This is a genomic window from Zoogloea sp. JDB1, from assembly GCF_056724025.1.
On sequence record NZ_CM161496.1, the window covers coordinates 1,584,527 to 1,600,100 of the forward strand.

The 15,574-nt window shown below is 65.5% G+C and carries 14 protein-coding genes; 12 read left to right on the forward strand and 2 right to left on the reverse strand.

What is annotated here, in order from left to right; all coding sequences use genetic code 11:
- The first annotated feature begins 44 nt into the window (after positions 1-44).
- The 6 genes from AC1PPK_RS06970 (at position 45) to AC1PPK_RS06995 (ending at position 7,881) form a co-directional block, all read left to right on the forward strand.
- The gene (locus tag AC1PPK_RS06970; protein ID WP_481117113.1) at positions 45-947 is read left to right on the forward strand and encodes a LysR family transcriptional regulator; all 903 of its coding nucleotides are present in this window, start codon (positions 45-47) and stop codon (positions 945-947) included.
- A gap of 221 nt (positions 948-1,168) precedes the next feature.
- On the forward strand, positions 1,169-2,338 hold the full coding sequence (locus AC1PPK_RS06975; RefSeq protein WP_481117114.1) for a sensor histidine kinase: 1,170 nt from the start codon (positions 1,169-1,171) through the stop codon (positions 2,336-2,338).
- The gene (locus tag AC1PPK_RS06980) at positions 2,335-2,967 is read left to right on the forward strand and encodes a response regulator (RefSeq protein WP_481117115.1); all 633 of its coding nucleotides are present in this window, start codon (positions 2,335-2,337) and stop codon (positions 2,965-2,967) included. Before AC1PPK_RS06975 ends, AC1PPK_RS06980 begins: the two co-directional genes overlap by 4 nt.
- 260 nt (positions 2,968-3,227) lie before the next feature.
- Entirely contained in the window at positions 3,228-4,850 is a 1,623-nt protein-coding gene (locus AC1PPK_RS06985) for a methyl-accepting chemotaxis protein (protein ID WP_481117116.1), read from the forward strand.
- 62 nt (positions 4,851-4,912) lie between these two features.
- Entirely contained in the window at positions 4,913-5,683 is a 771-nt protein-coding gene (locus tag AC1PPK_RS06990; protein WP_481117117.1) for an oxygen-binding di-iron domain-containing protein, read from the forward strand.
- Entirely contained in the window at positions 5,680-7,881 is a 2,202-nt protein-coding gene (locus AC1PPK_RS06995) for a putative bifunctional diguanylate cyclase/phosphodiesterase (RefSeq protein WP_481117118.1), read from the forward strand. Before AC1PPK_RS06990 ends, AC1PPK_RS06995 begins: the two co-directional genes overlap by 4 nt.
- Positions 7,882-7,902: 21 nt before the next feature.
- Here AC1PPK_RS06995 and AC1PPK_RS07000 read toward each other — a convergent pair whose 3' ends face one another.
- Positions 7,903-8,838, reverse strand: a complete 936-nt coding sequence (locus AC1PPK_RS07000) for a LysR family transcriptional regulator (protein ID WP_481117119.1) — start codon at positions 8,836-8,838, stop codon at positions 7,903-7,905.
- Positions 8,839-8,961: 123 nt separating this feature from the next.
- Here AC1PPK_RS07000 and uraH point away from each other — a divergent pair, with 123 nt between their 5' ends.
- The 4 genes from uraH to puuE are packed head-to-tail and all read left to right on the forward strand — an operon-like array spanning position 8,962 to position 12,055.
- A complete protein-coding gene (gene uraH, locus AC1PPK_RS07005; RefSeq protein ID WP_481117120.1) occupies positions 8,962-9,312 on the forward strand; it encodes a hydroxyisourate hydrolase in 351 nt (116 codons plus the stop codon).
- 40 nt (positions 9,313-9,352) lie between these two features.
- A complete protein-coding gene (locus AC1PPK_RS07010; protein WP_481117121.1) occupies positions 9,353-10,546 on the forward strand; it encodes a urate hydroxylase PuuD in 1,194 nt (397 codons plus the stop codon).
- Between the two features lie 43 nt (positions 10,547-10,589).
- Positions 10,590-11,105 carry a 2-oxo-4-hydroxy-4-carboxy-5-ureidoimidazoline decarboxylase gene (gene uraD, locus AC1PPK_RS07015; RefSeq protein ID WP_481117122.1) on the forward strand — a complete coding sequence of 172 codons (516 nt, stop codon included), beginning with the start codon at positions 10,590-10,592 and terminating at the stop codon, positions 11,103-11,105.
- A 17-nt stretch (positions 11,106-11,122) separates the two neighbouring features.
- The gene (gene puuE / locus AC1PPK_RS07020; protein ID WP_481117123.1) at positions 11,123-12,055 is read left to right on the forward strand and encodes an allantoinase PuuE; all 933 of its coding nucleotides are present in this window, start codon (positions 11,123-11,125) and stop codon (positions 12,053-12,055) included.
- A 27-nt stretch (positions 12,056-12,082) separates the two neighbouring features.
- On the opposite strand, the gene AC1PPK_RS07025 is transcribed toward puuE, so the two are convergent.
- Positions 12,083-12,745, reverse strand: coding sequence for a GntR family transcriptional regulator (locus AC1PPK_RS07025; RefSeq protein WP_481117124.1), 663 nt, complete (start codon positions 12,743-12,745; stop codon positions 12,083-12,085).
- Between the two features lie 286 nt (positions 12,746-13,031).
- On the opposite strand from AC1PPK_RS07025, the gene AC1PPK_RS07030 reads away from it, so the two are divergent.
- Together AC1PPK_RS07030 and alc are read left to right on the forward strand one after the other, a co-directional pair.
- A complete protein-coding gene (locus AC1PPK_RS07030; RefSeq protein ID WP_481117125.1) occupies positions 13,032-14,396 on the forward strand; it encodes a C4-dicarboxylate transporter DctA in 1,365 nt (454 codons plus the stop codon).
- A gap of 126 nt (positions 14,397-14,522) precedes the next feature.
- The gene (gene alc / locus AC1PPK_RS07035; RefSeq protein WP_481117126.1) at positions 14,523-15,566 is read left to right on the forward strand and encodes an allantoicase; all 1,044 of its coding nucleotides are present in this window, start codon (positions 14,523-14,525) and stop codon (positions 15,564-15,566) included.
- Positions 15,567-15,574 lie beyond the last annotated feature (8 nt).

A 15,574-nucleotide genomic window follows, 5' to 3' on the forward strand; every position in this document is an offset into this window, starting at 1 on the left:
AAACATTGTTGCTGTTTGGCAATAATAGATCGTAGCGTGCCGTCATGAGCCGTTGGGAAGGGCTGGAAGAATTCGTGGCCGTCGCCGAGACCGGCGGCTTTTCGGCGGCGGCGCGCCGCCTGGGCTTGTCGGCATCCCACGTGAGCCGCCAGGTGCAGCGCCTCGAGGAGCGCATGCAGACCCGCCTGTTCCACCGCAGCACGCGGCTGGTGCGCCTCACCGAGGCCGGGCAGGCCTTCTTCCAGCACTGCCGCCAGCTGCAGGACGGCTTCGACGAGGCATTCCGCTCGGTGCTCGACCTGGAGCAGAGCCCCAAGGGCTTGCTGCGCATCACCAGCTCGGCGGTATACGGCGAGCGTTACATCGTGCCGCTGATCAACGAGCTGGTCGCCGAGCATTCGCAGCTGCAGGTCGAGATCGAACTCGACAACACGCCCCGCGACCTGGTGCAGGAAGGCTACGACATCGCGATTCGCCTCGGCCGCCTGAGCGACTCCCGGTTGGTGGCGGTGCGCCTGGCGCCGCGGGTGATGTACGTGTGTGCGTCGCCCGCCTACCTGGCCCGCCACGGTACGCCGACAAGCCTCGCCGACCTGGAGCGCCATAACTGCCTGCTCGGCATCTCCGACAACTGGTTGTTCCAGGTGGACGGCCGCGAGCTGTCCCAGCGGGTGAGCGGCAACTGGCGCTGCAACAGTGGCGTGGCAGTGCTCGATGCGGCCCTGTGCGGCATTGGGGTGTGCCAGCTGCCCGATTACTACGTGTTGCCGCACCTGCACAGCGGCGCGCTAGTGGCGCTGCTGCCGGATCACCAGTTGCACAGCGCGGCCCACGGCGTGTGGGCGCTGATCCCGCCGCGGCGCAATCTGTCGCCGAAGGTGCGCATTGTCGTCGAGCGCCTGCGCCAGCGCCTCGCCGCGCGGCCGGAATACGCTGCCGCCGACTGACGGGGTATCGGCCGGAGAGCCACGGCCGGCGGCCTTCTCCACCGATGTACGCGGGACCGTGGTGGAGTACCGCAAGGTGCTCCAGGGCTTGTGTTAGCCTGCATCGAAACAATGGATGCCCGGCCTGCTGCTGAGGCCTGGCCGCGCGGGATGGACGGTCCGGTCTGGTGGCCCGGGTGCATGACCATCGAGTCCCGGGCAGCCGGACCTTTTCGAAGCGCATGGACGTATTCGCGAACATCAACCTCTCCATCGCCGTGGCGATGACCTTGCTGAGCCTGTCGACGGCGGGTGGCGCCTGCGCCGTCATCGCCAAAGTCCGCCGTGCCAAGGAGGAGATGCGCCTCAGCAAGGAGTTTTTCCAGAGCACCTTCGATGCGGCGGCGGTCGGCATGGCGGTGGCCGACTTCGACGGGCGCTACATGAAGGTCAACCAGGCCATGTGCGAGTTTGTCGGTTATTCCGAGGCCGAACTGCTGGGCATGTCCTACCACGACATCACCCATCCCGACGATCTGGAGGACAACGTCAGCGCGCGGGCACTGATGCTCGATGGCAAGCTGCCCAAGTTCCAGATGGAAAAGCGCTACGTGCGCAGGGATGGCCGCGTGGTGTGGGCGCTGATGGTGGTGTCCGAGATCCTCGACAAGAACGGCCGGATGATTGCGTCGGCGGGGCAGATGCTCGACATCGACTCCCAGAAGCAGGCCGAGCAAGCCCTGCTCGAATCCCGGCGGCAGTTGCGCGAGCTGTCCCACCACCAGAAGACCCTGCTGGAGCAGGAGCGCAAGCACATCGCCCGCGAGATCCACGACGAACTGGGCCAGCGCCTGACCGCTTTGAAGATGGACATCTCCCTGCTGCGCATCGGCTTCGGCCACAATCCCGAGCTGTTCCGCATGGCCGAGCGCATGCGCGAACTGGCCGAGGGCACCATCGATGTGGTGCGCCAGATCGCCAGCAACCTGCGTCCGGCAGCCCTCGACCTGGGCCTGGTGCCGGCCATCGAATGGTTGCTCGACGATTTGCAGCGGCGCTCCGAGATCTGCTGCCGCCTGTATGTGGGCGACGACGAACTGACGATGGACGAGGCCCGCGCGACGGTGGTGTTCCGCCTCGTGCAGGAGTCCCTGACCAATATCGCCCGCCATGCCCGCGCCCGCCACGTGGAGGTGTCGCTGAAGCGGGAGAACGAACGCCTGCGCCTGAATGTCTCCGACGACGGCTGCGGCTTCGACCCGCAGGCCGCCGACAAGCTGCGCAGCTTCGGCCTGCTCGGCATGCGCGAGAGGGTGCTGGCCCTTGAGGGAACGCTGGTCCTCGACAGCAGCCCGGGGCGGGGCACGACGGTGTCCATCGAGCTGCCGCTAGTGGCCGGGAGGGGCTCATGATCAGGCTGATGATCGCCGACGACCACGCCATTGTGCGCAGCGGCCTCAAGCAGATCATCGCGACGACCATCGACATTGCGGTGGTGGCCGAGGCGACCCGCGGCGAGGACATATTCGAGCAGTTGCAGCGTCTGTCGGTGGACCTGCTGCTGCTCGACATGTCGATGCCTGGTCTGGCCGGGCTGGACCTCATCGGCCGCCTGCAGATCGACTATCCGCGGCTGCCCCTGCTTGTCCTGTCGATGCACAACGAGGGGCAGATCGTGGCCCGCACGTTGCGTGCTGGCGCCAGTGGCTACATCACCAAGGACAGCGAGCCCGAGGTTTTGCTGGAAGGGATCCGCAAGGTCGCCCATGGAGGCCGATTCATCGACCCGGCCCTGGTGGACCTGATGGCTATCGATCGCGGCCCTGCTCATTCCCTGGCCCACGAGACCCTGTCCGAGCGGGAGCGTCAGGTGCTCGAAGGCATCGCCAGCGGCCTCCCTCTCGGCGGGATCGCAGACCAGCTGCACCTCAGCCCGAAGACCGTCAGCACCCACAAGATGCGCCTGATGGAAAAACTGCAGGTGGACAACAACGCCGACCTGATCCGCTATGCAATCCGCCACGGTCTGACTGTCGCTTGATGCGGGCGGGAGAGCTGCCTTCGGGGCTGCCGAGGAGACCACTGGTGAGTCAAGGTTTTCTGCGCATGTTTCAGGAAAACCTGACATACACCCTCATGAAAGATTGCTATCGTCGGGCGCGAGGCCATCGAATTAATGGCTGACGTGAATGCCGGACGTCATACAAAAAATATAGCCCGTGCATCCTGCACAACAGCACGCGCCTCCCCGGTTACCGAGCCGTCAGATCGGCCGGAGGGCATACACACCAAAGGCAACCCGTGAAGGTCAATCTGCCTGTTTCACAGACCGAAGTGCCGTTTCCGACGGGGCGCTACCTGGTCTCCAAAACCGATCTGAAAGGCATCGTCACCCACGCCAACGATGCATTCGTCCACATCAGCGGCTTTCAACGCGACGAACTGCTCGGACGTTCCCACAATCTGGTCCGCCATCCGGACATGCCGCCGGAGGCTTTTGCCGACCTGTGGCGCACGGTGCAGAGTGGCCTGCCGTGGCACGGCGTGGTCAAGAACCGCTGCAAGAACGGCGATTACTATTGGGTCCGGGCGTTCGTCGTGCCGGTCCGCAAGAATGGCCAGACCGTGGGCTACATGTCGGTGCGCACCGAGCCCGCCCGTGACGAGGTACGCGCTGCCGAGCAACTGTATGCCCAGGTCCGGGACAGCAAGGCACGCTTTCCAAGCGTCAATCCCGGCTTGTTGGGGCGCTTTTCCTTCAAGACCCGCTTGTGGGCCATAATGGGTTCCATGTCCATGTTGTCGGCAGGGATCCTGGTGGCGAGTACAACCGGCGAGCTGACGCCAGCGCGTACCGCCTTCGTCGGTACGTCAGCGGCGTTGTCCGTCCTCGTTTCGATTTTCGTCGGGGTCTATTTTTCGCTGCGCGTCGATCGTCCGCTGGCGAGGGTTGCCCGCTTCTTCGACCAGATCGCCGAGGGCAACCTGACCAACGACGTGGATGTCCGCCGCCGCGACGAAACGGGCCTGCTGTTCTGCCAGCTGGGGGGTATGCAGGCACACCTGCTGGCGATGCTCGACGACATCGCCACTGCGGCTGGTGCCATCGAGGTCCGCTGCCTGCAGCTCGACCGGCAGATGGGGCAGGTCGGCGACAAGTCGCTCCAGCAGTACGACAGCGCCAAGAGCGTGGCCGCGGCCACCGAGGAGCTCAGTGTGTCGGTGCGCGAGGTGGCTGGCAGCGCAGGGGATACCTCTGCCGCCGCCCAGCGTGCCCAGCAACTGATCGTCGACGGCAACGCGCGGATCGGCGAGACGGTGCACATGACGCGCCGCGTGGTCGAGGCTGTGAGCCGATCGGGCGACACAATCCACACCTTGTCCGAGGCAATCCGCAAGATCGGTCACATCACCCAGGTCATCGGCGACGTGGCCGGCCAGACCAACCTGCTGGCCCTCAATGCGGCCATCGAGGCAGCGCGGGCCGGCGAACAGGGCCGCGGTTTCGCGGTGGTGGCCGACGAGGTGCGTACGCTGGCCGAGCGGACCGCCGCCAACTCCCGCGATATCGCCGCCACCGTGGCGGCGATCCAGTCCGTCACTGCCGAGGCGGTGGAGGCGATGGCTGTCGCCCGCGCGGAGGTCGAGGCGACCATTGCCTCCCTCGACGATGGGGCTGCCAGCCTGGGCGGCGTGACCCGGGCCGCCGACGAGGTGACGGGCATGTCTCGCAGCATTTCCGCCGCCACCGTGGAACAGACCCAGGCCAGCGAGGAGGTGGCCCGCAACATGGAACGCATCACCCAGCTCGTCGACGACAACCTGCAGGCGTCCCGCGACGCCAAGCGGGCGGCGGGCGAACTCCTCGCCACGTCGGGAAACCTCAAGGCCATGATTGGCGAGTTCAGAATTCACAAGGCGTGAAGACGGCGAATCCCTCGCCATACTCCGCCTGCGACAAGTACAGAAGGATCTTAGGAAGCAGCATGCGCAACATCCCCTTGTTCAATACTGACGATCACAAATTCATCCTCCTGAATGAGAGCGAGCCGGGCGAAGAGGACGGCGTCCGTTCCAACCAGTACCTGGTCGTCCATGGCGACGACGGTGTGCTGCTCGATCCGGGCGGTTTCGGCGTGATGCCGCGCGTGCTGTCCGAGTTGCTGCGCTACGTGAGCCCGGACCGGCTGAAGGCGATCATGCTGTCCCACCAGGATCCCGATATCGTCGGCGGCCTGGCCACCTGGCTGGAGATCTCCGAGGCGCCGGTGTATGTGTCGAGCATCTGGATGCGCTTCCTGCCGCACTACGGCATCTCGTCGATGCGCCGCTTCATCGGGGTACCCGATGAGGGCATGCCGGTCGAGCTGGCCGAAGGTTTCCGGCTGGAGCTGGTGCCGGCGCACTTTCTGCACTCGGAAGGGCAGATCAACGTCTACGACCCGATCTCGAAAGTGCTGTTCACCGGCGACATCGGGGCGGCGATGATGCCCGACGGCGAAGATGAGCCCTATGTGGATGACTTCGCCAGCCACATGCAGTACATCGATGGTTTCCACCGCCGCTACATGGCATCCAACAAGGCGGCGCGCCTGTGGGTGGATGCGGTGTCGAAGCTCGACATCGACTTCATCGCACCCCAGCACGGCCCGATCTACCGGGGCGCCGCGGTGCCGGCCTTCCTCGACTGGTTCCGCGAATTGGAATGCGGCGTGGACCTGATGGTGGAGGCCGGGCGTTTCCGGAGAGTCACGTGAATCTGAGACCCAACCCATTGCTGGTCGTCCCGCAACGCCAGGAGGGCATGCGTCAGCGGGTGCTGGAAAGCTTCGCGGCCCTGTTCGAGAGCCAGACGCGCAGCAGCCTGTTTGCCGCCAGCATCACGGAGCTGACGCAGAGCGTGCGGGCGGAGATCCTGCAGGGGCTGCAGGCTTCCCTCGGGCAGATCGAAGGCCTGCCGATGAGCGAGGCCCAGCGTACCGACCTGACCCGTGGCCTGGACCGGGCGGTGGCTCGCTGCGAGCGCCTCGACAAGACCCTCGAACTGCTGGTCGGCGAGCGCCGCCGGCAGCTCAGCAACAACTCCCGCGACCTGCAGCAGGTCATGCTGGAGTTCAACCGGGTCTCCAAGGACCTGGCCGGTACGCTGATCGAGAAGGACCTGCTCGAACGCCAGAGCCGGGTGCTGGAAACCATCGTGCTGTCCCACGAGAAGGTGACTCAGTGGAAGGCCTTCGTGCAGGAGGTACTGCTCGGTTTCCACGCCTTCTTCCCCTTCGACGTCTTCTTCATCGCCTTCTCCGAAGACAACGCGTTGTCCCTGTACATCTACTACATGGGCGAGTACCCGGAGGAGGTGAAGACCTCGGCTCGCCACAAGCTGTCGCGGGACATGATCGAGCACCTCCAACTGCCGGCCGACGTGCCGCTGGACATCGAGGAATTCCAGGTCGTCCGTAACCGCAACCGCAGGGCCGTCGACGCCAACAACATCCGCATGATCACCGTGCCGGTGCCGGACATGGATTCGTCCAACCTGTCCGGGCTGCTCGGCATCGCATACGCATCCCTCGACAAGCTGACGCCGCAGGAAAGCAGCGTGATCCACTCCATCCTCGCCGTGATGGTGATGGTGGTCGGGTCCAGCAAGGCCCTCAGCCGCACGCTGTCGGAGCTCGAATACTATTCGACCCATGATCCGCTGACCGGCCTGCACAACCGGCGCTACTTCAACGAGATGCTCGGCTACGAGATCGGCCGTTCGGAGCGCCATACGCACGAGTTCTCGATCCTGATGCTCGACCTGGACGACTTCAAGGACGTCAACGACACTTATGGCCATCCGCGTGGCGACGCGGTGCTGCAGCAGGTCGCCGAGAAGATGCGCGCGGTGATGCGGCGCGGTGACCTGGCCACCCGCATCGGCGGTGACGAATTCGCGATCATCCTCGTCGAGACCGGCTTGGACGGCGCGATGGTGGTGGCCGAAAAGCTGCGCACCGAACTGCGCCAGATGAGCTTCGAGGGCGATGACGGCAAGATCTTCCACGTCACCACCTCGATCGGCGTGGTGTCCTATCCGAAGGACGCCAACAGCCTCACCGACCTGATGGCCGGCGTGGACATCGGCCTGTACCGCGCCAAGGAACTCGGCAAGGACGCCATTGGTACCTTCGAGTCGGTGAAGGATAGGGTCCATGCCAGCCGCCAGACCCGGGACTACGCTGAGAAACTGCGCCTGTCCCTGCGCGAGAAGCGCGTGGTGCCGTACTTCCAGACCATCTTCGATTGCCGCACCGGCCAGCCCTTCGCCTACGAGACGCTGGCCCGCATCATCGAGCCCAACGGCACCACGCTGTCGGCCGGTGCCTTCATCGAGACCATCGAGAAATACGGTCTCGGCCGCGACCTCGACCGTACCATCATCGAGCAGGCCTTCGCCGCCGCCCGCGAGCGCCTGGACACCCCCGGCACGCCGCCGTTCCGCCTGTTCATCAACCTGTCGGCGCAGGAGATCCAGGGCCGCGGCATCCTCGGCTACGCCGAGATGCTGTGCGCGCAGCTGGACATTCCGCCCAATGTCATTGTCTTCGAGATCCTCGAACGGGATGCCATCGGCGACATGACCCACATGCGCAAATTCCTAAGCGACCTGCGCAAGAAGGGTTTCCTGTTCGCGCTGGACGATTTCGGCAGCGGCTACAACTCCTTCCATTACCTGCGCGAGCTGACCTTCGACTACGTGAAGATCGACGGCGCCTTCGTGAAGAACATCGTCAAGTCGAAGGTGGACCGCACCCTGGTCCGCAACCTCACGCGCCTGTGTCAGGAACTCGGCATCCTCACCATCGCCGAGTTCGTCGAATCGGAAGAGATCCTCGAAGAGCTGCGCGGCATGGGCGTGGATTACGCCCAGGGTTTCCACCTGGGCATGCCGGTCTCGAAGATGGCCTGACGCCGCCCGCCGGGCGGCGCCTCAACTGCCCGGCTTGATCTGCTTGCCGCAGTCGGCGAGCAGGCGGCGTATCCAGCGGTGAGCCGGCGACAGGTGGTTGCGCTCGTGCCACAGCTGGTAGAAGCGCATCGCCGGAAAGGGGATCGGCGAGGGCAGGATCACCAGCGGCAGCAGGTCGGCATAGAACTGCGCGAAATGCCGCGTGGTAGTGAACACCAGATCGCTGTGCTGCAGCAGGTAGGGCGCCATCGTGAAGGACTGCACCACCACCCGTTCGTCCCGGTTCAGGCGGTGCGTCGCCAGCACCGTGTCGATGACGCCGCGCTGGCTCATCGAATAGGGCATCGGCACCACATGCACCGCCCGCTGGTAGTCGTCGGCGGTGAATCCCTTGTGGGCCAGTGGATGGCCCGCCCCCACCAGGCACACGATCTCGTCCTCCAGCAGCATCGACAGGTGCATGCGGTGCGGCGGCTCCGGCCAGTTGCCGATCACCACGTCCAGATCCCCCTCGGCGAGGGAGCGCTCGAAATCGAAGTTCGGCCCCAGCGACTGCAGGCTCAGGCGCAGGTGCGGGGCTTCCTTGCGGATCCGCTCGACCACGCTTGAAATGAACATCGGGGCCAGGTAGTCCGGCGCGCCGACGCGGAATTCGTAACGGCTGGTCTGCGGCTCGAAGGATTCCGGCGCGAAGGTCATCCGGTCGATCTCCGCCAGCGCGCCCTTGGCGTGGGACAGCAGCGCCAGCGCCCGCTCGGTGGGCACCATGCCGCTTTTCTCCCGTACCAGCAGCGGGTCGCCGAGGATCGTGCGGAGGCGCTTCAGGGCCAGGCTCACCGCCGGCTGGGACTGGTTCAGGCGTAGCGCCGTACGCGATACGCTGCGCTCGGTGATCAGCAGGCAGAAGATCCGCAGCAGATAGGTGTCGAGCTGGTCGTCGCTTCGTCGGGTGCTCATGGAGATGGGGGTAGGAAGATATTGAAAAGTATATATAGCTTATAAGCTCATATCCATTTCCTTAATCCAAGCCCGCTCTAAACTGCACAGCACATCCCCACACCAACAACCGGAGACACAAGCATGGGACGCCTTACCACTCACGTGCTGGACACCGCCAACGGCAAGCCGGGTACCGGCATCGCAGTGACCCTCTACCGCCTGGACGGCGGCCGCCGCGAGATCCACCGCGCCGTCACCAACCATGACGGCCGCTGCGACAGCCCGCTGCTCGACGGCGAGGCCTTCGAGCGCGGCAGCTACGAGCTTGTCTTCGCCGCCGGCGACTACTTCCGTGCCCAGGGCCAGGCCCTGCCGGAACCCCTGTTCGTGGATGAAGTGGTGCTGCGTTTCGGCATCGCCGACCCGACCCAGCACTACCACGTGCCGCTGCTGGTGTCCCCGTGGAGCTACTCCACCTACCGCGGCAGCTGAGCCCGGACCCGCTCCGTTTCGCACGAGAGACTGAAGAAACATGGAAACCTATCTCCTCGACTGGGCCAACCTGCTGCTGCGCTGGCTCCACCTGATCACCGGCATCGCCTGGATCGGCGCGTCGTTCTACTTCGTGATGCTCGACAACTCCCTGCGTCCGCCGAAGAAACCCGAGGACGCCAAGCGCGGCGTGTTCGGCGAGCTGTGGGCGGTGCATGGCGGCGGCTTCTACTGCAGCCAGAAATTCCTCACCGGTCCGCAAGGCGAGCCTCTGACCCACGACCTTCACTGGTCCAAGTGGGAGGCCTACACCACCTGGCTGTCGGGTATGAGCCTGCTGGCGGTGGTGTACTGGATCGGCGCGTCCAGCTACCTGATCGACGCCAAGGTCATGGCGCTGACCCCGCCCGCCGCGGTCGGCATCTCCATCGCCTTCCTGGCCGCCGGCTGGGTGGTGTATGACCTGCTGTGCCGCAATCTGATGGGCCGCGACGGCCTGCTGGCGGTGCTGCTGTTCGGCTTCGTGGTGCTGGCCGACTGGCTGCTGCATCACTTGTTCTCGGCCCGTGGCGCCTACATGCATGTCGGCGCGATGCTCGGCACGATGATGGTCGCCAACGTGTTCATCCACATCATCCCCGGCCAGAAGCGCATGGTCGAGCAGATCCGCGCCGGCCAGCCGGTGGATCCGCGCCCGGGCCAGATCGGCAAGCAGCGCTCGGTGCACAACACCTATTTCACGCTGCCGGTGCTGTTCGTGATGATCAGCAACCACTACCCGATGACCTATTCCCACCCCAACGGCTGGCTGGTGCTGGTGGTCATGATGCTGGCCGGCGTGCTGATCCGTCAGTTCTTCGTGCTGCGCCACCGGGGCCAGGTGAAGTGGTGGCTGCCCGCCGCCGGTGTCGCGTTGCTGGTCCTGCTGATGGTGCTGATGGCGCCCGCCCCGGTGAAGAGCGATGGCGAGAAGGTGAGTTTTTCTGCCGTCAAGCATGTGGTCGATACCCGCTGCATCGCCTGCCATGCCGAGCATCCGACCCAGGCCGGTTTTGCCCAGCCGCCGAAGGGCGTGGTGCTGCAGAGCGCCGAAGGCATCGGTCAGCACGCCGCCAAGATGGCCGAGACGGTGGCCAGCGGCTACATGCCCCTCGGCAACCTGACGGGCATTACCGACGCCGAGCGCCAGCTGATCGCCCGCTGGTACGCCCAGGGCGCCAGGCTCGCCGACTGAGATCCCGCCCCCGACCCCAGCACGACCTTGAGGACTTGAAAAAATGAATGCGCCCATCTCCGTCGCCGCCCTGTCGGCGCTGCCGCGGGACGAGTTCGTCGCCCGCCTGGCCGATATCTTCGAACATTCCCCGTGGATTCCCGAGCGGGCCTGGGCGGCCCGTCCCTTTGCCGACGTCGATGCGCTGCACATCGCGATGCTGGCGGTGCTTGATGCCGCGAGCGAGGACGAAAAACTCGGCCTGATCTGCGCCCACCCGGAACTGGCCGGCAAGGAAGCCGCCGCCGGCACGCTGACGGTGGCATCCACCGGCGAGCAGCGCGGCGCTGGCCTTGACCAGTGCCGCGCCGACGAACTGGCCCGCCTGCGTAAGCTGAATGCCGCTTACCGGGAACGTTTCGGCTTTCCCTTCGTCATCGCGGTGAAGGGCCTGTCCCGCTACCAGATCCTGGACGCGGTCGAAGCCCGCCTCGCCAACGACGCGGCCACCGAGTTCCGCACCTGCCTCGAGCAGATCGGCCGCATCGCCCGTTTCCGCCTCGACGCGCTGCTCGGCTGAGCGCAAGGAGTCCCGCCATGAGCAAGATCGATCCCGCCTATCCCCGCGACCTGATCGGCTACGGCCGCAAGCCGCCCTTCGCCGACTGGCCGGGCCAGGCCCGGGTGGCCGTCCAGTTCGTCCTCAACTACGAGGAGGGCGGCGAGAACTGCGTACTGCACGGCGACCCCGGCAGCGAGCAGTTCCTGTCCGAACTGTTCAATCCGGCCAGCTACCCGGACCGCCACCTGTCGGTGGAGGGTGTCTATGAGTACGGCTCCCGCGTCGGCGTGTGGCGCTTCCTGCGCGAATTCGAACGGCGCGGCCTGCCGATGACCGTCTTCGGCGTGGCTATGGCGCTGCAACGCCACCCCGAACTCACCGCCGCCTTCAAGGAGCTCGGCCACGAGATCGCCTGCCACGGATGGCGCTGGATCCACTACCAGAACGTGGATGAGGCCACAGAACGCGAGCACATGAGGATTGGGATGCAGATCATCGAGCAGCTCACCGGCGAGCGGCCGCTGGGCTGGTACACCGGGCGGGACTCCCCCAACACGCGGCGCCTGGTGGCCGATTACGGCGGCTTCCTGTACGACTCGGACTACTACGGCGACGACCTGCCGTTCTGGTCCGAGGTGCAGAAGAGCGACGGCAGCACCGCGCCGCAGCTGATCGTGCCCTACACCCTCGACACCAATGACATGCGCTTCTCGCTGCCGCAGGGCTTCTCCCACGGCGACGAGTTCTTCGAGTACCTGCGCGATGCTTTCGACGTGATGTACGAAGAAGGGGACGAGCGGCCGGCGATGCTGAGCGTCGGCATGCACTGCCGCCTGCTCGGCCGACCGGGGCGTTTCCGTGCACTGCAGCGTTTCCTCGACCATATTGAAAAACATGATCGGGTGTGGGTGTGTCGGCGCGTGGATATCGCCCGCCACTGGATCGAGAAGCATCCTTTCCAGCCCTGAGGCGTGGCTGGCGCCCGACGCCGGGGCTCAGGCGATGATGCCCCACCAGCGCAGGGTCTGCCGGAAATGGTCGCGCACGGCCGCCGCGGCGGCGTTCTCGTCGCCGCCGGCCACCGCGTCGAGGATGGCCAGGTGTTCGCCCATGGCCGGGATGATGCGGTCGGGCAGGAGCGGGCGGGAATGCTGCATGACGGAGATCCGGTCCCGGTTGCGGGCGTAGATCTCGCGGGCGCTGTCGTTGCCGAGGGCTTCGGACAGGGCGGTGTGGAGCTCCCAGTCCACCTGCATGGCCTCGTTTTGCAGTGCGGGGGTGATGCCTTCGCGGGCGGCGTCGAGAACCCGCTGGTGGCTCTCACGCAAGCCATCGAGCCGGTTGCCGGCGCCCGTGCGGACCAGCTCCCGGGCGCCCTCCTGGTCGAGGATGGTGCGCAGGTGGAAGCAGTCGCGGATCAGCGCCGGGGTGGCTTCCATGACCGCCACGCCGCGCTTGGGCAGCACGCGGACCAGGGCCAGGGATTCGGCCCGTTTGACGGCCTCGCGCACCGGTGCCATGGGCATGTCGAGGGTGCGCATCAGGTCGGGCATGGAGAGGAATTGCCCGGCACGCAGCGCACCGCCGATGAGCAGCGTCCGCAGAGCAAGAAAGGCCTTGTCGGCCATCAGCAGGCCTTCGGCGTCCGGCATGTTCATGAGCGTTCCCTCTGGGTGGGCGCCGATTCTCACACCATGCGCTGCCGTGGGCAAATGTCGGGTGGTATTGGAGCGTTTTTTTAGAAGAAATTTTTATTGGTATATCTCTGAGCTTGTAACTAACATTTTACAAAATATGTTTGTAGGCATCTGTGCGGGCCGCAATACCAGGCGGCTTTGGCATCGATGGCCAAGGATGGACGGGGGACGATCGCTTCCGTCGTCACCGCGGCACCCGAACGGCCGCCCCTGGGGGCCTTCTTTCATCCGGCTCAAGAGGTAAACCATGCACAAGCGTTTTTACAAGACTCTGTTCGGGCAGGTGGTCATTGCCCTCATCCTGGGGATCGCCGTCGGCGCCCTGTGGCCCGACTTCGCCACCAAGCTGAAGCCCCTCGGCGACGGCTTCATCAAGCTGATCAAGGCGATCATTGCCCCGCTGGTGTTCTGCGTGGTGGTCCATGGCATCTGCAGCACCGGCGATCTCAAGAAGGTCGGGCGCGTCGGGGTCAAGGCGCTGCTGTACTTCGAGGTCGTCACCACCTTTGCGCTGGCTCTCGGCGTGCTGCTGGCCTATGTGCTGCAACCCGGCGCGGGAATGAACGTGGATCCCCACAACCTCGACGGATCGGCGTTGGCGGGTTACGCGGAGAAGGCCGCCCAAGCCACCAGCACGGTGGATTTCCTGCTCAGGATCATCCCGACCACCTTCGCCGATGCCTTCGCCAAGGGCGACATACTGCAGGTCCTGCTGCTTGCCATCCTGTTCGGCTGTGCGGTGGCGGCCCTCGGCGAGCGCGGTCGGCCGGTCACCCATGCGATCGACAGTCTGGCCCATGTGTTCTTCAAGATAATCGGCTACATCGTCAAGCTGGCGCCGCTGGGTGTGCTGGGCGCGATCGCCTTCACGGTGGGCAAGTACGGTATCGGTTCGCTCAAGCAGCTGGGCATGCTGGTGGCTCTGTTCTACGTGAATTGCGCGATCTTCGTGGTGGTCGTGCTTGGAACCATCCTGCGTCTGGCGGGCTTCGACATCTTCAAGCTGCTGCGCTACCTGCGGGAGGAACTGCTGGTGGTGCTGGGCACCGCCTCGTCGGATGCGGTGCTGCCACAGGTCATGCGCAAGCTTGAACTCATGGGCATCAAGAACTCGACGGTCGGCCTGGTGATTCCCACCGGCTATTCCTTCAACCTGGACGGCTTCTCCATCTACCTGACCCTGGCCGCGGTCTTCATCGCCCAGGCCACCAACACGCCGCTGTCGTTGACGGACCTGCTGACCATCCTGGCCATTTCCCTGGTGACCTCCAAGGGCGCGCACGGCGTACCGGGCTCCGCCATCGTGATCCTTGCCGCCACGCTGTCGGCGGTGCCGGCGATCCCGGCCATCGGCCTGGTGCTGGTGCTGTCGGTGGATTGGTTCATGGGCATGGCGCGGGCGCTTACCAACATGATCGGCAACTGCGTCGCCACCGTCGTGATCGGCGTGTGGGAGAAGGACATCGACCGGGCGCGGGCGAAGGGCGTGCTGGACGGGACGATCCCGGTGGACCTCAACGCGACCACCCCGGACGGCCTCGTCGAGGAGCGTGAAGCCCTTGCCAGCACCGGCCCGCTGGCCGCGCAGCAGGAGCTGGCGTCCCGCGGCTGATTGGAATGGCCAGGAAGGCGCCAGTCCGGCGCCCCGGCCTGTTTTTCGTAAAACCGGAAGCTGACGCCCTTGCCGGGCAGATCGCTTCCACGCATCCCCAGCCCAAACTCAAAGGAGACCCATCCCATGGCCAGCCACACCCCCGGCGCCCCCGTTTTTGCCGCTCCCGCCGACCTGCCCGACTGGGCGCTGCGTTCGGTGGACCTCGCCAACCCGCGCCTGGGCGCGCAGGCGCTGTACGCCTCCGACGACTTCTTCGCCGAAGTGTCGCGCATGCTCAACCCGGAACCGGCCCAGTTCGTGCCGGGCAAGTTCGATACCAACGGCAAGTGGATGGACGGCTGGGAATCTCGCCGCAAGCGCGTCGCCGGCCACGACTGGGCGCTGGTCAAGCTCGGCGTGAAGGGCGTGATCCGTGGCTTCGATGTGGATACCAGCCACTTCACCGGCAACTACCCGCCGGCGGTGTCCATCGAGGCCACCGTGTCGGGCACTGACGACGTGGAGAGCCTGAAGGCCGCCAGCTGGACCGAGATCCTGCCGGCCACGCCCCTCGGCCCCAACAGCCACCATATCCTCGAATGCGCCAGCGACGCGGCATGGACCCACCTGCGCGTCAACATCTTCCCGGACGGCGGCATCGCCCGCCTGCGCGTCTATGGCCGCCCGGTCGGCGCGCTGGAGAGCCTGACCGGCGACGAGACCATCGACCTGGTGGCAATGGAGAACGGCGGCCGCGCGGTGTCTTGGAACGACGCCAGCTTCGGCTCCACCGTCGCCGCGCTGCTGCTGCCCGGCCGTGGCCAGAACATGGGCGACGGCTGGGAAACCCGCCGCCGCCGCGAACCGGGCAACGACTGGTGCGTGCTCGAACTGGGCGCCGCCGGCACGGTCGAAAGGATCGAAGTGGACACCGCCTTCTTCAAGGGCAACTTCCCGGACCGCTGCTCGATCCAGGCGGCCTTCGTGAGCGGTGGCACCGACCGTTCCATCACCACCCAGAGCCTGTTCTGGCAGACCCTGCTGCCCGAGCAGAAGCTGACGATGGACGCGGTGCATACCTTCACCGAACAGATCGCCAAGCTCGGGCCGATCACCCATGTGCGCTTCAACATCTTCCCCGACGGTGGCGTGTCGCGCCTGCGCCTGTGGGGCAAGGTGGCCAAGTAAGGAGCGGT